The organism is Tindallia californiensis, assembly GCF_900107405.1.
Classification (GTDB): domain Bacteria; phylum Bacillota; class Clostridia; order Peptostreptococcales; family Tindalliaceae; genus Tindallia; species Tindallia californiensis.
In genome coordinates, this window is record NZ_FNPV01000009.1 from 37,775 (window position 1) to 56,547 (window position 18,773).

The following is an 18,773-nucleotide window of genomic DNA, read 5'->3' on the forward strand; positions in this document are numbered from 1 at the left end:
TTTTTTTCTACTACCGGCATATTAAAATAAACGACGAATGATGCAACCGTTTTCAGTATGTCTTTCATTTAATTCTAACAAATTGCTGTCCTTCCGTCAAAACATATTATTTTTACCGTCATCATCAAAAAAACGTCTTTTCTTTGATTCTTAGGGAATCAAGCAAATTAAAAGAAATGTTCGTCATTTCATATAATTCAAACGTCCTTGTGGTATGGACGTTTTCGCAGAGATGACCGTATCCTTTTCCAGCTCTCAGGCATTTACTTTTATTCTGGTAGTACTGCTGCCATCCGAATCCTTGATTACTTCCAATATTGCCGGTAACTGTTCCTTCATTTCACTGACATGAGAAATAACGCCGATCACCCGACCGGTTTCCTGAATCTGGTTAAGCATTTGAATGGCTTTTGGTAAGGATTCCTGTGTATCAAGAGAGCCGAAACCTTCGTCAATAAACATGGTCTTCATTTCGGTACCGCCACTTTCGCTTTGGATCACATCAAAAAGACCTAAGGCCAGACAAAGAGAAGCATTAAACTTTTCGCCGCCGGAAAATGTCCGGACACTTCGTTGCTGTTCATTAAAAACATCGATGACATCAATGCCCAGCCCACTGCGTCCACCATGTTTTTCCCGTTCCTGATCCGCTACCAGCCGGTACCTTCCCATGGTTAGCTGATCCAATCGAAGGTTGGCCGCTTTTAATACCCGATGAAAATAATGTTGTAGTACATAGGTTTCCAACGCCAATTTTTGGTCGTTCCCTGTCCCATTGGCACATTGATACAGGTTAGCGATTCGATTTCGTTCTTCTTCTCTTTCTTGCATTTTTTCCCATTCTTTTTCAATATAACCTTTTAAGCTGCCGGTTTCTCTCAGAAGTGATTCTTTTCTTCCTAACTCCTTTTGGTGTTTCTTTTGTTCCTGCCTCAACTGCTGACAATGATGAAGCACGGCTTCCAAGTCCTCTTTTTCCACTTTCTTCAAAAGGATCTCTAAGCTTTTCACCTTTTCTTCCGTCAGGCTTCGTTGTTCTTTATACTGTTGCAGAACTTCTCGAAGTTTCTTCATTTTCTCTTCTGGCATATGAGCGGCCACATAAGCCTCCATGGATTCAAAATCTTCCTGAGCTAATTTTTCTTTCCATTGCTCCGCTACGGTTTCCATAGCCTTCTTTGCTTCCTTTTGGTTCTTATCCGCATATTCTAGGGTCACGGTCGCGGCTGCTTGTTTTTCTCTCCAATCGTTATATTGGCTTTCGGCCTTTTCGTAAGCTTTTTTTGCTTCTTCTATCTTTGCTTCCAGGGTTTGCTTTTGCTTCTCCAATTCTTTCAGCTCTAAAAGATGCTCCGGCAAAGCTTCTTCGATGCTTTGCACCTGCCCTTGTAAGGTTGCGATTTCCGATACCAGCTCTTGTTGCTTCGCTCCCATTTCTTTGTGTTTTTCCGTCAGTTCTATCAATGCTTTTTCGCCTTTTCGGAGGGCTTCTTTTCTCTGCTCATAGTTCCGTCTCTGGGCTTCCATCGCTTTCAGTTCCTCATCAACCCTTTGCTTTTCTTCTTGTTTGCTTTTTTCGATGGCTTCCAGCCCGTCCTTCTTGCCTAACAGGTCTTCTCTCTTTTGTATTCCTTCTTCCAGAGCCGCATTAACCGTCTCCCATTTTGTGACTACCTGAATGTAAGCATCGTTGGCCTTTTTTTCCTTCTCTTTCGCTTCTTCCATGGTTTTTCGGTTGACTTCTTCTCCAATGCCAGTTGCCTTCTCTGGATGCTCCAAACTGCCACAAACCGGACAAGGTTCCCCTTCCTGCAAGTTCATCGCTAACCATCTGGCTTGGTTGTCAAGCCACTTTTGCTCTGCTTTCCGGGCTTCTTCCCTGTTACTTTTAAGTTTTGCCTCTGCTTTTTCCATCTGTTTGCTTAAAAGCTTTTCCTCTTCCTTCCTTCGGATTAGCTCTTGAAGTTCCTGGCAGTCTTGCTGAAGCTTCGCTTGCTCTTTAATAAGTCTGGCTTCTTTTTCTAAGGCTTCGGAGTCCCGTTCCTGTTCTTTCCTAAGTTCCTTTAGCCTTTTTTCCCCTAATGCCTGCCGTTGTGAAAGGTCCTCCATCTTTTTTCCATAGCCTTCGGCTTCTTTTTGCCCTAGGTGGAGCCTATCTCTCTTTCGGGATAGTTCTTTCACTTTTGGCAGTGCTTCCAGGATACGGTCATAGGCTTTTTCTGTTTCTTTCCGATAAGGTTTTTTCTTTTCCTCTTCTTCCCATTGTTTCTCTGCCTGTATCCGCTTTTCTTCCACCCTGATGGCTTCTTCTTTTGCGCCCTTCAGCACCTTTGTTTTTTGGACGCAGATTTCTTCTGTTTCTTTCTTTCGCTGATAAAAATGCTGGATTTTTTGGGCTTTTTCCGCTTCTTCCAGAGAATGCTGCCAGCTTTTCATTTTTTCCTGTTGTTCTTCAAGGCTCTTCATCTTTTGACGTTCCGCTTCCAGTTCTTCTAATTTTTGATTGTTTTCCTTAGCTTTGTAATAGTGTTCGTCTGCCTTTTGAATCAGTTCGTCCTGTTTTTCCAATTGAATTTCCAAGCCTGTTTTTCTTTCTTCTAACCGTTCCATATCTTTTGCTAAGGCCTTCATCAACTGGTAGATATTTCGTTCCTTTTCCTTTAGCAGTAGATTGCTTTCCAAGGCTTCCTCTTCCTTTAACAATTCTTCCAGGCTATCTTCCCGACTACGAAGGTTTTGACGAAGCTGAAAATATTCTTGGTCCACTTCTTTTCTTCGCTGATCCAATTTTTCTGTAAACCGCTGATACAGGTTGGTGTGAAATATTTGGCGTAAAATGCGTTTTTTATCCTCGGCCTTTGCTAATAGTAGTTTTTCAAATTCTCCCTGAGGCAGCATAACAATTTGTCGAAATTGATCCACGTCTAAACCGGTCAGGGCCATGATTTTTTCGTTCATTTCATTCACTTTTCCGGATTCCAGCATGGATTCCCAGCCATAATCCTCTTTTTCTTTGAAAAAAACCCATCGATGAAGTTCAATCCCACCACCTGTTTTGCTTTTATTGTTCTTTTTAATATGAGCCATCTGCCGGCGGGCTCGGTAACGAGAACCGCGAACTGTAAATTCCAGACTTGCTTCTGTATAGTCCTGATCTTCTGCATAGATGCAGCGCAATTCTTCTGCATTGCTACGATGCTGACCACTGGCTCTTCCGTAAAGGGCATAGCAAATGCCATCAAAAATGGCGGTTTTGCCAGCCCCTGTCTTTCCGGAGATTGCAAAAAGCTGTGCTTTATTTAATAAGTCAAAATCAATGACTTCTTTTCCTTTATATGGTCCCAGCGCCTGTATTATCAACTGGTTCAGAATCATAGAATCTCCTCCCTCTCTTCTCTGATCAGTGATTCTAAGACTTCTTCCACTATTCTTTGGGATAATGGATCTGGCTTTTCTCCCTGTACCTGTTCATAAAAGTCTGTAATGATTTGTAAGGGATGCTTCTGCCCAATAGCTTCTGCTTCCCCTATGATTTCCCCAGTCTCACGGTCATGTTTTCGGCCCAGGTGAAGGGCATTAGGATATACCGTCCGGATTCGTTCCATAGCATCCGGTACCGGTTCTAAATCCTGTAATTGAAGAAACACATAGTCCTCAGATTTTTCATGCTGTAATAGCTCCTGAAAACCTCCTTCCACCGTTCGCAAATCTCTCCTTGGCTCTATAGGCATTTTTGATACGGACACCTGACCAGCTTCATCCATTTCTACCAAGGTCACTCCTTTTTGATGCCCTTCTTCGCTGATGGAATATTTTAAGGGAGAACCGGAATATCGAAGGGTTTCCTTGCCTACTTTCATTTCTCGATGCAAATGCCCCAGTGCGACATAATGAAATCCGTCAAAGATTTCTGCTGGCACTTGTTCTGCTCCGCCTACAGAAGGTAAGGGTCGTTCCGATTCGGAAGTTCCTTCCATTTTTATGCCTCCGGGCGTCACAAAGGCATGGGTTACCAGCACGCTTCGTACTGCCGGATCTCTTTTTTGCTGAATCACTTCCATGATTTTCTGATAAGCTTCCGCATAACTAGGGGTTTTTTCCATTTCAAAATAGTCCCGAATATGTCCCGGTGTCAGATAAGGGATAAGAAACAGATGCACTGGTCCGTGTTGATCCTTCAGCACCACCGGTTCAAAGGCTTCTTCCAGACTACCGGTTACATGATAGCCCACCTGTTTCATCAATCGGTTTCCGAAACGTACTCTTTCCGCACTGTCATGATTGCCGACAATGGCCAATACCGGTGTTTTTAAGGTAACCACCATCTGATGTAAGGTTTGATCCAACAATTTTATCGCTTCGGCTGAAGGAACGGATTGATCGTAAAGATCGCCTGCTATCACCACCGCATCCGGCTTTTCTTTCTCTATCATCCCTATTAATTTTTCCAACATATCTTTCTGGTCTTCCAGTAATGATTGCTCTCTCAACACTTTTCCCAGATGCCAATCTGACGTATGTATAAAACGCATCTTATTTCACACTCCATCCTGTATTCATTTTTTTGTCCTTTGATTCTCTTTTTCAATTCTATTTTTCCACAAAAACAAAAAATCCCTTAGGCTGAATACTGTCAGTTAAGAGATTTTTGCTGTGTTTTTATTTGCTGTGTTTTTTACAGATTTCCTGTTCTTCTTATAAAGCTCTTTGAATTTTTCCGGACCGAAGGCACCGAGTGCAGACATTGACTCTTCTTGTAGAACCGTCAACCACCGCTTTAACTCTCCGCAGGTTTGGTAACCAAACTCGCTTATTATGTCGATTCGAGTGACTAACACTGTTACCGAATACTTTTCCTTTGTTACAAACAAAACATGTTCTAGCCAAAATAATACACCTCCCTTTACACAAGGCAAACTTTACTAAATGGATTTTATCACGTCTTGCTTAGTTTTGCAATAACTAAGTATGATCTATCTTAAGATAAACGAAATGAAAAGCCATATTCGACTGGTCATTCCTTTGGATCTTTGATATAATACGAGAAGTATAGAACCCTGAAAACATTGATACTATTGGGTTCTATTGGCACTGTGAGAAAGGGTGAAACCGTGAGTAAAAAAAAAGCACCACGAAATAAAACCATCGATATTTCTATTGAAGAAGGGCAATCTTATCTGGACAAATGCATCCGTCTTGATCAGCCCTCTGATATGGATCATCTGCTGGATAAAACCATTATCGGCGATTTATTTGAAGCCGCCGCTTATATACCAGAGAAAAGCATTGATTTAATCATTGCGGATCCTCCTTATAACTTAACAAAAGCCTTTCATGGCAATGGTTTTTCAAAAAGAAGTAAGGATCAATATGAAGCCTATACCAGAAAGTGGCTGGAGCTGGTGTTGCCCCTTTTGAAAGATACCGGTTCTATCTATGTTTGTTGCGACTGGGAAACCAGCTTAACCATTGGCAATGTTTTAATGGAAGTAACCAAAGTGAAAAACCGAATTACCTGGCAACGTGAAAAAGGACGTGGCGCAAAAGCAAATTGGAAAAATGGCCTAGAAGACATTTGGTACGCTACCATCTCCAATCATTATACCTTCAACCTGGAGGATGTCAAAATTCGCAAAAAAGTCATTGCTCCTTACCGAGTTGATGGTAAACCAAAAGATTGGGTCGAAAGCGAAACCGGCAATTACCGAGACACCTGTCCTTCCAATTTCTGGTCGGATATTACCATCCCCTTCTGGTCGATGCCTGAAAACACAGCTCATCCCACCCAAAAATCCGAAAAGCTGATTGCCAAAATGATCTTGGCCAGTTCTAATGCCGGAGATGTGGTTTTTGACCCCTTCTTAGGCTCCGGAACCACCAGCGTCGTGGCAAAAAAACTGAGACGGAGTTACTTGGGTGTGGAAGAAAATCCCCTATACTGCCTTTGGACGGAGAAACGGCTGGAGATGGCTGAGGCAGATCCAAGCATTCAGGGATATGTGGATGGTGTTTTCTGGGAAAGAAATTCCCTTAGCGAACAAAAGACAACGACAAATCAGTACCAGCCAAAAACAGATCTTTCAGACCCTTGCCAACTGGAAATAGGAGCCTTTGAGGAGGATTAACATGTATAATCCCGAAAAAATAACCCAGCTTATTTCTTTTATCCAAAGTCAAGACGGGAAACAGGACAAAAGTCAATTACAGGAATCAGTTAAAAAAACCTTTCATTTAAGAAAGGATGGGAGTGTTCTTCGAAACGATTTTTATGCGATCCGTTTTTCAAAAGCCGCTACCCTTAACAGTTTTTCCAACACGGTGATTGGGTTATCTAAAATAAAAAAACTCGATCATCTTCCTTTTATCGTCTGCTGCGTTACCCCGGCAAAAAACCATCTCCTGCTGGCGAATTCTACTTTTCTGAAAAAGGTAAGTCATTCTTCTCAAGATTTACGGGAAGACAATATTAAAGGCAGCATTAACGGCCCCGACATTATGAAAATCTTTGAAGGACTGGAAAATACTCCGTCTAACTTCCAGCAATTATACGAACATCATCAGGCTTTTTCTTTTGATGATCATTTGCCTAGGCTGGTAGAGGCAACGAATCAAATCAAACCTTCCGGAAAAATATTTACACCCACCGCCTCACAGTTAGCTACGCTTCGGCAAGCTGTTGAACGAACCTGCCAGTTTATGAAATCCTCTGCTTATCACCAGCTAAAAGAGGATCTGGATCAACGGGTAGCCAGCGTTCATCAGGAGATTGCCACGGTGGCAAAAAACATCAGTAACGTTAACTTAAAAGGACAGGCCATCGAATATCTGGTCACTAAGTCCGACGCCCATCATAAGGCTTTACTGAAAGCCCTCCGCGAAGGGACGCCTTTGCCAACTCTTTTTGTTGACCATGAACTGGATGACTATAATGACCGGATAGACGGCTACCATATAAAAGTAGATATCAAATCGAAGGCATTACGCCTATCCAGTAACCCTAAGGGCTATAATATCGATAAACTGCTTCGCTTTTTGGCGGAAGATTCCAGTATTTATCTGATCTATATTATTACTATTGATGAAAAGGATCAGATCCATACCCGACTTTGTTCTTTGTTCCATCAGCCAATCCTTCAGGGGACACGTATCATCAGGCATTGGTCCGGAAGAAACTCCCGGGGAGTGGCTCAGTATTATGGGGCTGCTTTGGAAGAAGTTGTTTTTGCCAAAGATGTCACCATTGTTCAAGAAGCTGCCCAGGAATTTTTGGAGGCCCTGCTTTCCCTTTCTACGGCTGGTCTTTAAGAAACACAAAGGTCTGGTGATCCGAGTGTTTTTCAGAGAAAACGTAACCCAGCCGGTTGAAGGCTTTTATTTCTTCCGCTTCTTCTATCTTATTTTCTGCCATAAATCGCACCATCTCTCCCCTGGCCATTTTCACCAGGGTTCCTTTTTCGATGACTTTTCCTTCTTTTATCTCTCCAAAAATGCAGGTGATAAAAGTAATTTCTTCTGTCAGATAAGGAAAAATGCATTTGCTGTATTCTTCTGAAGCCAGGTTTAGAATACAGTGGCTTTCTGAAAAAAGCTGATCAGCTATTTTCCGGCCCCAGAAGGCGTAAAGAGAGTCTACCTTTTCCCCCTTCAGCTTTGCCTGCATTTCCAGTCGATAAGGCCTCACTCCGTCAAAAGGACGAAGACAGCCATAGAACCCTGATAATATCCTCAGGTGCTTTTCGATATACTCAAAATCTTTGTTTTCAAAGACGATGGGCGCCATGTATTTATACTGAATACCTTCAAAGGCTAGGATTGCCGGTGTCAGTGAATGGTACAGATCCATTCTGCGAATCCTTTCCCTGTTAAGAGCAGCAATTTTATCACTGCATTTCCAAATGGCTTGCAAAGCTTCGTCATCTTTCTCTCTCAATTCTTCCAATAATAGTTCTGTCTCTTTTAGAAAAATCGGCATTTGCTGAGGCTCAAAATGGTCATTGGTCATATTCATGGTTTTTGCCGGTGAAATAATCATTCGCATGATGTCGTCCCTGCCTTTTTTCTTCCATTATATAAAAGGTTTTTGGCTTTCGCAAATCTTCCTTTCAACCCTTTCTGTTCAAGCCTTTCTTTTTTAGATACTTGTATTCTGAATCATTCTTTGCTTTAGCTTTTTCGCTGCTTCCATTGGGTTTTTTGCCTTAGTGATCGCCGAAACAACCGCTACCCCCTGAATCTCCTGATCCATTACCTCCGCTACATTGTTTTCATTGATCCCACCAATGCCTACAATAGGTATTTTTACTGCTTTTTGAATTTGATACAGTTGTTCCAAGCTTACTTTTCTGGTATTCGCTTTTGTTTCTGTTGGATATAACGCGCCTACGCCCAGATAATCGGCTCCTTCCGCTTCTGCCTGAAGCGCCTCTTCTTTGGTTGCCACCGAAACACCAATCAGTAGTTCCTCCTTTACCATCCTTCGCAGTGCTGGCAAAGGTAAATCCTCCTGCCCAAGATGTACTCCATGAGCGCCTACAGCCATGGCAATATCAGCCCGATCATTAATAATAAGCGGAATGTTATAAGTGCTAGTCAATGCCGCCAGTTTTTCAGCCCGATGGTATAAATCTTTGGAAGAAAGGTGTTTTTCACGAAGTTGTACCATGCTCACACCACCTTTAAGGCTTTCCTCAATGATCGAGAGAAAATCCTCTTCTTTCTGAAAGCTTTCATCTGTCACTAGGTATAATTGATAGTCTTTTTCATCTACCGTCATTTTCTTTCCAGGTTTTTGTGTCATGCTTTTCTTCCACCTCTCTCAGCTTTATTTTTTCCGGAATAAACGATGCCGGAAAGTCACTCAAATAATCTTTTAACCGTAAAGGAAAACTAGTGAAGGGCATCTCCTGAGAACCGTTTTCTGCTGCCAGCTCTCCGGCAATGGCCATAATAGATATCCCCAATATTCCCGATTCCACTGGTTTGCTGCCTGCCCCCAAGTATAATGCAATCAAAGAAGTGGTCATGCATCCAGTGCCTGTTACCTTCACCAGCTCAGCACTTCCATTGCTTAACTCAAAAATCTGATTTTCTCCCATTACCAGATCTACCTTGCCCGTCACTCCAATGGTAGTACCATATTTATCAGATAGAAACCCTGCTATTTCCTGCATGTCTGAAACCTTTCTCTCTTCTGAATCCACTCCTCTTGTATTGCTTTCCATCCCAGTAATCGCAAGAATTTCCGATGCATTCCCCCTTATAAAAGAAAAGTTGATTTGTTTCAAGAGTTCCCGGGCTGTTTCATTCCTCAGACTTGTTGCCCCTGCCCCTACCGGATCCAGTACCACCGGAATCCCCTGTTCATTTGCTTTTTTGCCAGCTAAAAACATAGCCTTAATGCTTCGTTTATTCAAGGTTCCCATATTCAGCACCAATGCCGATGCCATGCTAGTCATTTCTTCCACTTCTTCCGGTTCATCCGCCATAACAGGACTGCCGCCAAAGGCTAAGACCGTATTTGCTGAATCATTGGCTGTCACATAATTGGTAATATGATGGATCAATGGTTTTTTCCTTGTTGCTTCCATCATCATCTGTGTAAAAGGAAAGCCTTGCATTTTACCGTCTCCTTCCTTTAAGATCATAATACTCATGAAAATGATGTATCGGTCCAGGACCATTGCCAATGCCGAAAGACTCTTCGATGGCTTTTTTCATATAGCTTTTAGACGCTTCTACAGCTTCTCTCATGGGCATTTCTTTTGCTAGGTTAGCGACTAAGGATGCGGATAAGGTGCATCCCGTACCATGAGTGTTTTTCGTGTCGATCCGTTGACAGGCATAACGATACCAGTTTTTTCCATCATATAACATATCCACGGCTTCTTCCCCCGCTAAGTGGCCACCTTTCATCAGTACATTGGAGGGACCTAAGCGATAAATAGCTTCCCCTGCTTTTTTCATCTCTGCTTCTGAAGATACCCGTAGGCCGGTAATCACTTCTGCCTCCGGAAGATTAGGGGTTACTACAGTAGCTAAGGGTAATAGCTGATCCAGCATTGCTTTTTTTGCTTCTGGCTTTAAGAGATGAAACCCGCTTTTTGACACCATCACCGGATCCAGTACCACAGGAATGTTTCTAACCTGTCGTAAAAAAGAAGCAATGGTTGTAATCGTGTTGATGGTTGATACCATCCCTATTTTGATTCCATGAATCTGAATATCGTCAAGCAAGGCTTCTAACTGTTTTTTAATCATAGTTGGATCGATGTCCTGTACTCCTGTCACTCCCTGGGTATTCTGAGCTGTAACTGCCGTAATAACACTCATCCCAAAAACACCATGAGCACAGAATGTTTTTAGATCTGCCTGAATACCAGCACCTCCAGAACTGTCAGAACCCGCAATCGTTACCAAATTTTTCATTTCAAACAACCTCCTTTGCGTAAATTAATGGCTTTGCTTTTGCAGAGCGCTCCCATTACGAAAACGCCGATAACGGCTCCACTAGCAGAACTGATGCCAAAGGGAAGTATAAAAAAGAGCCAGGCGCCTTCAAAGCCCATTACATAGGCTGCTAGGGGAAAAGCGGCCAGAGCGCCTAATAGGGAAGTGCCAACTATTTCCCCCAGCATGGTTAATAAAGGTCTCCCTGTTTTCTGAAAAAGAAATCCTGCCAGCAAAGCTCCAAAAATACTACCAGGAAATGCCAGCAAAGAACCGGTGCCCAGCAGATTTCTCAAAAGAGAAATCATAAAGGCTATCACTACAGCCATGGGGGTTCCCAGCAACATGGCTGCAATCACATTAATCGCATGTTGCATGGGGAAGGCTTTTGCAACTCCTGCAGGAATGACGATGGTATGTGCGGTTACCACACCAATTGCAATCAATAAGGCCGCCATGGTAAGGGTACGAATATTCATTGAATTCCTCCTCTCGGATCAGGATGATGATAAAAAGGACAACGGCCAGACCAAATACCATAAAAAAAGCATTACCGGTAGGCAATGCTTTTAGAACACATGATACGTGTTAACATGTAAAGCACTTTCCTACGCTGGCATAACCCAGATCAGGTACAGGGATCGAAGACTTAAACGGGTCTTCCTCTCAGTCGGCCTAACCGACACTCCCAGTGTTTACTTCTGATTTAGTTTTCAAAACCATCATAGCATGCTGCCTTTCTTTACGCAAGTGATTCTTTTAAGCTAGCAACCACCTCTATTTTAATGAAACAATTTTATCAATCCGACACGTAACGCATCTGTTAGAAGATAATCACGACTACTCTGGTAGAATTAATCCATTCCGCCCGAGCATCCAGATTATCCGTTGAGAATCGTAAAGGGACAAAAGTTCTTCCACCAATGAACACTGGTGCTACGTCCATTCGACTCATCGTTCTGTTGGCACGGATCGATTTCTTCGGATACGCTGTTAACGACCATATGGGGTTTATCAATGGTCAGGACGATAAAGCTTCCAGAAGCTTTTCATCGATGCTTTTAACTAGGAAGAATCAGAACTGTTTTTTCTTATTTTGCAGATCGATTTATGTTTCTTTGATTCATTTGTTTTTTGAACATCAGTTTGAATAGCCGATCTTGATCCTTTGAAATAATATCCTGATATTCCACACTATATAATCTTCGTTCCGAAAATTCATGAATATCGACTACGAGACAGTCAACAGCAAAAGTTTCTTTTACCTCTTCAATTTTCAAACTAAAATGAATTTCAACAAATTCATTGAGTTTAAGCTCTTGTGCTTTATTGCCTTCAGCACTGCTAGCAAGCATCACTTCAAAGGTTAAGGAATTCCCCCCAACTCTTATGATATGGATAGGTATTTTCTTCTCTTTAGATCCTTTCATAAACCCAACTTCTTCCCACATAATGGAAAAATATTTGTCTGTTGGTTTCCAGACAAAAGACTCTAAAGCAATACTATCTTCATCCATTTTCTTAATACTTACTTCATATTGCACAAAAGTTTTCTGAACAAAAAAACTTAGAATGCCTTTTTTGAGATATTTAAGCTCTTCTTTCTCTTTATCCCGCTTATTGAGTCTTAAGGATGATACTCTTTTTCCATAAAATAAATGTCCTTGGAAAGTTTCGATCCCAGTAGCATCTTTATTGATAACACTCAAGGACACATCTCCAAAAAATGCACTGTCCATTCTTTTGGTTATATCAAGGAACTGATTTTTGTTTTTTAACAGTTCAATGGCCTTATCCGCTATCATTGGGTCAAACTGTTTTCCACGGTATTTCCTTAGTTCGCTGATCACTTCTTCAATCCTAAAAGATTCCCTATATTCCTTTTCCGATAGCATGGCATCCACCGCATCTGCTACCATAATAATACGACTGAATAAAGGAATATCGCCTTTTTTCAATCCTTCCGGGTATCCACTTCCATCATACCATTCAGAATGATGCCTAATATAAACAGGCGCATCTTGTAATAGTTTCAGACCAATTACTTGATGTTTAACAATTTCGTAGCCTAAGGCTGGATGAGATTTAATTTTGGTATATTCATCAGTGGTTAGCTTATCAGATTTTGTTAATATTTTTTCCGGCACTACTAACTTTCCGACATCATGAAGTAAGGATGCAATGTATAAATTCAATCGATCTACTAAAGTTTTTTCCAGGTTAAGAGAATCGTATAGCATTAATGAAAAATCCGAAACATTTTGTGCATGGTAGGGCATATAAGGATCACGAATAGAGAGTAAATCAATGTAAATTTCAATATTGTATAAAAAAGAATTTCCCAGCATTATCCGATTATAGATATACTGAATGGTCATGGTGATCGACTGTTCCAGAAGCTGATTATCTAAAAGACTTTGGATCTTTTGAAGGATTCTTTCTGAAGAAGGAATTTTTAGATAAAGTTCTCCTATCAAGGTTTTTTGATGATGATACTCTGTATAAATACTTATTTCCCAATAATATTCCTGTGAATATTGGTACAGCTTATGTTCTGTAAAATATTCTCCTGTATTTACTTTTAACCAGTTTTTTTCTTTATATTCCGGATCGATTCCTTCAAAATCTTTACCTTGATACGAGTAGTACAATTCCTTGTTAAACTTAAGCTTTGGAAAAACCTTTCCATAGGCTTCAAAAGATTCATTCGTAAGATCTAAAGTCTGTTGAATGTGCTTCAGAATATTATCAATCTGAACATCATAGGTTTGATGAGTTGTTTTTAGAATATTGCCTAGCATACTTCACCCCCTAAACAAAAGCATCCATTTATAACAAATATTCTGTTTATTAATTACCCCTCTTCCCTAAAAAAAATCAGCAGCATCATGCTTTCTCCTTCAAATCCTCAATCACTCACAAAAGCTTCTTCGACATCCAAAACAAAACCCCCTGCTGTCTTAGGAAGTTTTTCCTTTCACTGCAGGGGTTTTATTAGAAAAACAAAGACCCGTCCCATACATACAGAACTTCAAAATGATACATCATTAAAATCACGGCGGGCACCAAGCTAAATAAGGCCATGGCCAGCACCCAATCTGTCCAGCGAAGGCTTATTCTTTTGAAATAGCAGCGTCTTCTTTCACCGGTAAATCCCCGGGATTCCATAGCAATTGCTACTCTCTCTGCTTTTCGTATAGCTTGTGCCAGCAAAGGGATCGCGTAACGGTACAATTCTTCGCCTTTTCCTTTTATACCTTTTCGTTCTTTACCACCCCGAACTAAATGTGCTTCTTTCAAAGTGGCAAATTCAGACTGATACAGGGGAAAAAATCGGTAGGCCGCCAACATACTATATCCGTATTTAGGGGATAATTTTGTCTGTTGCATCAAGCTCAGCAATAATTCGGTAGGATCGGTAGTGGCAACGAAAAGCAGGGCATAGGCTGCATAGGCAAGCACCCGAAAGGCTAAGGCACAACCCCGCCAAAAAGCCTGCTGAGAAATCGAAAAAGGTCCTATTGAAAGAAATAAAAGGTCATCACCACTACGAGGAAATAATACCTGCATCATAAAAAAACCAAAGGCCAACAACACAAAAGGAAGCAACCCCTTTAACATGGCTGTAAAGGGTACTTTTCCCATCCAGTAGGACAGGTTCAATAAGATGATGATCAAGACAAAGGGAACAAAAGGGTCAAAAGAAAAGGTTAAGAGAATCATACTAAAACCTATACTAGCCAATTTTAACACTGGATTCATCTGATGTAAGATAGATTGTCCTTCATAATAGTTAAACATTCAGACTACCTACTTTCAGCGCATCTATTTTCAGAGTGCTTGGTTTTTTCATAGATTCTCTTTTTCCTGCCGACTTCAAGCCTTCCATTATATGCAAGGGTAAGGGCGCCTTCAACGAACATGCTTCCAAAAGGGTATTCTGATAAAAAAGATCTTGCGGATCGCCAGTATAGGCTAGCTTTCCTTCCGACATCAAAGCTACCTCTGTAGCAAATTCCCATACCAGTCGCATATCATGAGTAATCATTACCACCGTGCATCCTTTTAACTGTCTGGCTTTAACCAGATTCATCAGTTTGTATGTATTCTGATAATCCTGTCCAAAGCTAGGTTCGTCCAATATCAGTAACTGCTGGTCGGTTGCCAGCATGGAAGCTACGCTTAATCGGCGTTTTTCTCCTTGGCTAAGGGTAAATGGATTCGCCTCTGCTTTTTCTTCCAAAGAAAATTCTTTTAGCAATTCTTGCACCCGGCGAGGAATTTCAGTGCCGGGAATATTGGCCAGCTTCAAAGAATAAGCGATTTCTTCCCAGGTCGAATCTGTCAGAAACTGATGCTCCGGATTTTGAAATACCAAGCCGGCTATTTCCGCTACTTTTTTCCGAGAAATGGATTTTGTGTTTTTCCCAAAAAGAGAAATGCTTCCTTTGCTTGGTTTCAGTAATCCTAAGACCAACCGAGCCAACGTGCTTTTTCCGACCCCGTTCTCTCCAAGAAGTGCAAGAAAACTGCCTGGTCGAACCTGCCATTGAAGGTTTTCCAGAACCTTCGCTTCTTGAAACGGGGTTTTATAGCAGAAAGAAACCTGTCGGCAATCAATAGCCATCTCCTCTGCCGCTGGCTCCAAAGAGTCGGTGACTTCTATATGCCTGGCTACCTGTTTTGCCAGTGCATTGCTTGTTTGACTGTCTTTTTCTGCATGCTCCAGCAGTTCTGCTACAGTGAGAGGAAAGGGCGAGAAGGAGATTCCTGTTTTTTCCAATTTTCCTGCCAACTCGCTAGCATAAGGTTGCCATACGCCTATCTTCATCAACAGTTGATTTTGTTGTGCAAACACATGCCGAGGTGAATTTTCTGCCACTATTTTTCCTTCATTGATTACTACCACCCGATCCATCAAGGCTGCAGGTTTCTCCAGTTTGTGTTCCACCAATAAGATGGTATGACTTCGAGTTGCTATTAATGATTCCAGCAACCGAAAAAAATCCTCCGTTGCCGCCGGATCAAGATTTGCTGTTGGTTCATCTAAAATAAGAATTGGAGGATGTAATGCCAGGGCGCATGCCAGGGCAACCCGTTGTTTCATTCCTCCGGACAGCCTGTGGGTATGGCTATAGCGATGTTCCGTCATGCCAACCTTTTCAAGAGCTTCTTCAATCCGTTCCTCTATAAGGTCTGGAGAAAAACCTGCATTTTCAAGACCAAAAGCAATTTCATCTTCTACCGTCAACATACAAAACTGAGCTTCCGGATCCTGAAAAACAAATCCTACCTGTTGGCATACTTCACCAGGAGACATTTCAGCAATATCTCTGCCTTCCAAATAAATGCTGCCCTGCTGCTCAGCTTCTATCGTCCTGGGAATCAGCCCAGCGATGGCCAGCGCTAAAGAACTTTTCCCACAACCACTGGCTCCAATAATGAGCAGTGCTTCACCCTTTTCAACGGTTATGGAAATATTCTCTAGTGTCGGTTTTGCTGTATAGGGGTATTGAATCGAAAGATTATGCACCTTCAGAATACTTTTCATGAATGGATTTTCTCCTTTTCTCCCGCCATTCTTTTCCAAGAGGGAAACTACTTAATACACCAGTAGCTGCTAAGCCTTCCGCAATGCCTTTTCCAAGCAGACCAGCAAGAACCGCTCCACTGATCACTCGAATCACCAGCATGGTAATCAGTAACCCTGGCGCTAAACCTGCGTACCCAAAACGAAACCAGTTATAAAGAAAGCTGGCAATGGATGCGCCTACGCCAGACAGCATCAGAATACTGGTATTAAATTTTTTGTATCTGGTCAACCAAAAGGGCACTTCCGCACCAAAGCCTTGTACAAAACCAGATACAATAAGCCATGCTCCCGATGGCGAACCTAAAGGAATCTGGACAACAGCCGCAATCCATTCCGAAATAAGAGCCGCTCCCGGCTTTCGAAATATATGGGCACAAATGATAGATACAATAAACCAAAAACCAAACACAATATCCAGCCCGATAGGACCTAAAAGGCCAGTGGCAATGGCCCATACTTGAATCCACGCCATATAAAGAGGGGCAAAGGCCACTCCCAGAGCACTCATCACAATGATTTCTTTCAACGTCCATTGATGATCTTTTGGTAACACGGTCATTCTCTCATCCTCCATTCATTTATGAAATGATTTTTATTTATCTTTTTCTTTGTTTCTTCTACTGATCTATTTGTTACTTGATGTGTTTCTTTGCTTATCTACTTGCTCATTTGCTTGGCTGTTTATTCATTTACTTGCTTTTTTCTCCCTTTGTTTATCCCATTGGTTTATTTGCTTGTCTGCTTGTTTACTTGCCTGTTTACTTAATGTGCTATTTTTGCCCATTTTCTTGATCTTCTTTCTCTTCCGCCTACCTATTTCTTTACTTTTTGCTGGGACTATTGCAGGAGAGCGTGACAGTCATTACCGTATGGCCCACTTCCTTACTTACATAGGAAAAGGCTTCTTCCAAAGCTTCAAAAACATTAGCAATACTACCTTCCAGACTAGTACAAAAATGAACCGACTCTTGATAGACATCCGCCCGTTTCACCAGATCCACCACATCGCCAATGAGTTTCATATAGGATTGGTTTCCCAGAGGGTATACACTAAACTGAGCGTTCACTTCCCGATCACTGCCTTCTTTTGCCGAAAAATCTGTCTCTGCTGGAAAATCATATTCCTCCAGATTCACTGCTCCTTCCCCTGGGCATCCCTTTGAAAAAGTTGCTGTCATTACCACATGTTCTCCTGTGGCAGCGGCTCTCGAAAAGCTATCCCTCAATGCTGCAAATACATTTCTTTCTACTCCCGTCAGACATGTGCTGACCACATCGGTTTCTACCTTCAGACCGGGACGGTTGATCTCTTCAATGGCGTCCAGAATCACCGGAACAAACTCGTTCGTCATGGGGTACAGAGAAAACCGGCAACCAAAGAATGGCGATGTCCCACAGCACATTGGATTTTTGCTCATAAATTTTCATCCTCTCTTTTTTCTTTCCACAGGGAACTTTGCCAATAAAAAAAACCACGGCAAGGAACCGGGGCTTTGTAAGATATGCCAAATGCCTTCCCTACGCTAGTATTACCTAGATCAGGTTTAAGGGTCGATGCTTCTTTCATCCTCTCAGCCGCTCTTGCTGGCTCCCCTGGAACAATTACTATCAAATTGTACCTTGATTATATTTTATTCCCTATGCTGTGTCAAATGAAAATCGGCTTGCCTAAGGAGTCCTTTGATTCGGCCGTCGCTCACCTAGGAAATACTTCTATCTGTTAGAATCAGACAGAGTCATATTTGAATGATTACGATACCGTCACTAGATGATAAATGGCCTCCAGTACCTGTAAATAGATAGGAACAGGCAAACCGTCCACTGTCGCTTGACATTCACCGGATACTCCATCAACAGCTCCTGCCGCGACCATTTTTTGAATTGTTTCCCATTCTTCTGCTGGACTTTGAACCAACCTCTCGCTTTGAAGAATCGACATTGCTGCTGCCAGACCATATCCTCCCCAATTAGAAGTGCCTGCCGGTATGAGTATATCCGAGGTTGTTATAGAAGCAACTTTTTTTCCGTTATTTAAGGATCTGGCTATTTCATCATAATAGTTTCCCATACCCATTTCATTTCCACCGTCTCCAATGGAAATTCTTGTATATCCATAGGTGCGTGCGTATTCCTCATTAAAGAATTCGTCTAGCTGAGGCACCATTGGGTCAAGGCGTTCGCCTCTCATGGAATAGCTGTGTCCATCTATTGCTCTCCCCGGCCGTTCAATAGCAATGATATGATCAGGTCGAAAGTGACGAAGGGTTTCTTGAATATATTGGCTGATTTCGGCCGAACCCTCCGATACCGATTCAATTCGGTAAGGACAATGGCTGGGTGAGACGCTTCTCTCCATCATCCTTTTCGAGTATCTATCGGTGGTTACCAGTACCTCTTTTCCCATTCCAGTTAAGGCATAGGCTAGAGAAAGGGCGCCGGGAGGACCGTCCGTTTCACCAATCATCGGCTTTAGCACGCAAAATCCGGTGACAATCAGAATTCGATCAGACTGCATTAGTGATTCAGAGGCTTTCCATAAACTTTCTTCTCTTATCAGCGGTATAATGCCACGAGATCCTAGATCCTTTCTGATAATGGAGTTAATCTCTTGAATTTGATGGTATTGCTTTGATTTTTTCATGCATCATATCCACCTTTGTCATGCATATTAGTGTGCGTTTGGAGTTGGGGTCAGGCTTGAATAATTTACTTATTCTCCATTTCCCATTTATCC

18 protein-coding genes and 2 riboswitches are annotated in these 18,773 nt (G+C 42.0%); of the genes, 3 read left to right on the forward strand and 15 right to left on the reverse strand.

Annotation, left to right across the window (positions count from 1 at the left end; genetic code table 11):
* Nucleotides 1-255 precede the first annotated feature (255 nt).
* The 3 genes from BLV55_RS12075 to rpmB all read right to left on the reverse strand — a co-directional run bounded on the left by BLV55_RS12075 (nt 256) and on the right by rpmB (nt 4,887).
* Nucleotides 256-3,375, reverse strand: coding sequence for an SbcC/MukB-like Walker B domain-containing protein (locus BLV55_RS12075; RefSeq protein WP_093314802.1), 3,120 nt, complete (start codon nt 3,373-3,375; stop codon nt 256-258).
* Nucleotides 3,372-4,532 (reverse strand): exonuclease SbcCD subunit D, encoded by a 1,161-nt coding sequence (locus BLV55_RS12080; RefSeq protein ID WP_093314804.1) that lies wholly within the window; start codon nt 4,530-4,532, stop codon nt 3,372-3,374. The genes BLV55_RS12075 and BLV55_RS12080 overlap by 4 nt, the downstream gene beginning before the upstream one ends.
* 163 nt (nt 4,533-4,695) lie before the next feature.
* Nucleotides 4,696-4,887 (reverse strand): 50S ribosomal protein L28, encoded by a 192-nt coding sequence (gene rpmB / locus BLV55_RS12085; protein ID WP_093314806.1) that lies wholly within the window; start codon nt 4,885-4,887, stop codon nt 4,696-4,698.
* Between rpmB and BLV55_RS15050 the strand changes: the two genes are divergently transcribed.
* The 3 genes from BLV55_RS15050 (at nt 4,859) to BLV55_RS12095 (ending at nt 7,305) form a co-directional block, all read left to right on the forward strand.
* Entirely contained in the window at nt 4,859-4,951 is a 93-nt protein-coding gene (locus tag BLV55_RS15050; protein ID WP_408645586.1) for a hypothetical protein, read from the forward strand. The two genes, rpmB and BLV55_RS15050, sit on opposite strands and share 29 nt — an antisense overlap.
* 160 nt (nt 4,952-5,111) lie before the next feature.
* A complete protein-coding gene (locus tag BLV55_RS12090) occupies nt 5,112-6,125 on the forward strand; it encodes a DNA-methyltransferase (protein ID WP_093314808.1) in 1,014 nt (337 codons plus the stop codon).
* Between the two features lies 1 nt (nt 6,126).
* Nucleotides 6,127-7,305 carry a hypothetical protein gene (locus BLV55_RS12095; RefSeq protein ID WP_093314810.1) on the forward strand — a complete coding sequence of 393 codons (1,179 nt, stop codon included), beginning with the start codon at nt 6,127-6,129 and terminating at the stop codon, nt 7,303-7,305.
* Here BLV55_RS12095 and yaaA read toward each other — a convergent pair.
* From yaaA to BLV55_RS12155, 12 genes are all read right to left on the reverse strand, one after another.
* The gene (gene yaaA, locus BLV55_RS12100; protein ID WP_093314812.1) at nt 7,289-8,038 is read right to left on the reverse strand and encodes a peroxide stress protein YaaA; all 750 of its coding nucleotides are present in this window, start codon (nt 8,036-8,038) and stop codon (nt 7,289-7,291) included. The genes BLV55_RS12095 and yaaA overlap by 17 nt on opposite strands.
* 93 nt (nt 8,039-8,131) lie before the next feature.
* Nucleotides 8,132-8,797, reverse strand: a complete 666-nt coding sequence (gene thiE / locus BLV55_RS12105; protein WP_242870123.1) for a thiamine phosphate synthase — start codon at nt 8,795-8,797, stop codon at nt 8,132-8,134.
* Nucleotides 8,760-9,617 carry a hydroxyethylthiazole kinase gene (gene thiM, locus BLV55_RS12110; RefSeq protein ID WP_207646077.1) on the reverse strand — a complete coding sequence of 286 codons (858 nt, stop codon included), beginning with the start codon at nt 9,615-9,617 and terminating at the stop codon, nt 8,760-8,762. Before thiM ends, thiE begins: the two co-directional genes overlap by 38 nt.
* 1 nt (nt 9,618) lies before the next feature.
* Complete coding sequence (gene thiD, locus BLV55_RS12115) at nt 9,619-10,425, reverse strand: bifunctional hydroxymethylpyrimidine kinase/phosphomethylpyrimidine kinase (protein ID WP_093314814.1); 807 nt, start codon at nt 10,423-10,425, stop codon at nt 9,619-9,621.
* On the reverse strand, nt 10,422-10,925 hold the full coding sequence (thiW, locus tag BLV55_RS12120; protein ID WP_093314816.1) for an energy coupling factor transporter S component ThiW: 504 nt from the start codon (nt 10,923-10,925) through the stop codon (nt 10,422-10,424). Before thiW ends, thiD begins: the two co-directional genes overlap by 4 nt.
* 109 nt (nt 10,926-11,034) lie before the next feature.
* Nucleotides 11,035-11,146: riboswitch (TPP riboswitch) on the reverse strand.
* A 123-nt stretch (nt 11,147-11,269) separates the two neighbouring features.
* Nucleotides 11,270-11,464, reverse strand: coding sequence for a stalk domain-containing protein (locus tag BLV55_RS15055; RefSeq protein WP_093314818.1), 195 nt, complete (start codon nt 11,462-11,464; stop codon nt 11,270-11,272).
* Nucleotides 11,465-11,537: 73 nt separating this feature from the next.
* On the reverse strand, nt 11,538-13,247 hold the full coding sequence (locus BLV55_RS12130; protein ID WP_093314820.1) for an HD-GYP domain-containing protein: 1,710 nt from the start codon (nt 13,245-13,247) through the stop codon (nt 11,538-11,540).
* A gap of 193 nt (nt 13,248-13,440) precedes the next feature.
* Nucleotides 13,441-14,247, reverse strand: a complete 807-nt coding sequence (locus BLV55_RS12135) for an energy-coupling factor transporter transmembrane component T family protein (protein WP_093314822.1) — start codon at nt 14,245-14,247, stop codon at nt 13,441-13,443.
* The gene (locus BLV55_RS12140) at nt 14,240-15,997 is read right to left on the reverse strand and encodes an ABC transporter ATP-binding protein (protein WP_093314824.1); all 1,758 of its coding nucleotides are present in this window, start codon (nt 15,995-15,997) and stop codon (nt 14,240-14,242) included. Before BLV55_RS12140 ends, BLV55_RS12135 begins: the two co-directional genes overlap by 8 nt.
* Nucleotides 15,972-16,598, reverse strand: a complete 627-nt coding sequence (locus tag BLV55_RS12145; RefSeq protein ID WP_093314826.1) for an ECF transporter S component — start codon at nt 16,596-16,598, stop codon at nt 15,972-15,974. The genes BLV55_RS12140 and BLV55_RS12145 overlap by 26 nt, the downstream gene beginning before the upstream one ends.
* A gap of 262 nt (nt 16,599-16,860) precedes the next feature.
* Nucleotides 16,861-17,457: a YkoF family thiamine/hydroxymethylpyrimidine-binding protein gene (locus BLV55_RS12150; RefSeq protein WP_093314828.1), complete on the reverse strand. Its 597-nt coding sequence runs from the start codon at nt 17,455-17,457 to the stop codon at nt 16,861-16,863.
* A gap of 79 nt (nt 17,458-17,536) precedes the next feature.
* A riboswitch (TPP riboswitch) is annotated at nt 17,537-17,644 on the reverse strand.
* A gap of 145 nt (nt 17,645-17,789) precedes the next feature.
* Nucleotides 17,790-18,680 carry a DUF4392 domain-containing protein gene (locus BLV55_RS12155; RefSeq protein WP_093314830.1) on the reverse strand — a complete coding sequence of 297 codons (891 nt, stop codon included), beginning with the start codon at nt 18,678-18,680 and terminating at the stop codon, nt 17,790-17,792.
* Nucleotides 18,681-18,773 lie beyond the last annotated feature (93 nt).

What these genes read in the sequence shown, in the direction of transcription:
- BLV55_RS12145 (WP_093314826.1), bottom strand. Translation starts at nt 16,598, where the DNA reads ATGACCGTGTTACCAAAAGATCATCAATGGACGTTGAAAGAAATCATT.
- BLV55_RS12140 (WP_093314824.1), bottom strand. Translation starts at nt 15,997, where the DNA reads ATGAAAAGTATTCTGAAGGTGCATAATCTTTCGATTCAATACCCCTAT.
- thiE (WP_242870123.1), bottom strand. Translation starts at nt 8,797, where the DNA reads ATGACACAAAAACCTGGAAAGAAAATGACGGTAGATGAAAAAGACTAT.
- BLV55_RS12135 (WP_093314822.1), bottom strand. Translation starts at nt 14,247, where the DNA reads ATGTTTAACTATTATGAAGGACAATCTATCTTACATCAGATGAATCCA.
- thiM (WP_207646077.1), bottom strand. Translation starts at nt 9,617, where the DNA reads ATGCAAGGCTTTCCTTTTACACAGATGATGATGGAAGCAACAAGGAAA.
- yaaA (WP_093314812.1), bottom strand. Translation starts at nt 8,038, where the DNA reads ATGCGAATGATTATTTCACCGGCAAAAACCATGAATATGACCAATGAC.
- thiW (WP_093314816.1), bottom strand. Translation starts at nt 10,925, where the DNA reads ATGAATATTCGTACCCTTACCATGGCGGCCTTATTGATTGCAATTGGT.
- thiD (WP_093314814.1), bottom strand. Translation starts at nt 10,425, where the DNA reads ATGAAAAATTTGGTAACGATTGCGGGTTCTGACAGTTCTGGAGGTGCT.
- BLV55_RS12150 (WP_093314828.1), bottom strand. Translation starts at nt 17,457, where the DNA reads ATGAGCAAAAATCCAATGTGCTGTGGGACATCGCCATTCTTTGGTTGC.
- BLV55_RS12080 (WP_093314804.1), bottom strand. Translation starts at nt 4,532, where the DNA reads ATGCGTTTTATACATACGTCAGATTGGCATCTGGGAAAAGTGTTGAGA.
- BLV55_RS12155 (WP_093314830.1), bottom strand. Translation starts at nt 18,680, where the DNA reads ATGAAAAAATCAAAGCAATACCATCAAATTCAAGAGATTAACTCCATT.
- BLV55_RS12095 (WP_093314810.1), top strand. Translation starts at nt 6,127, where the DNA reads ATGTATAATCCCGAAAAAATAACCCAGCTTATTTCTTTTATCCAAAGT.
- BLV55_RS12130 (WP_093314820.1), bottom strand. Translation starts at nt 13,247, where the DNA reads ATGCTAGGCAATATTCTAAAAACAACTCATCAAACCTATGATGTTCAG.
- BLV55_RS12075 (WP_093314802.1), bottom strand. Translation starts at nt 3,375, where the DNA reads ATGATTCTGAACCAGTTGATAATACAGGCGCTGGGACCATATAAAGGA.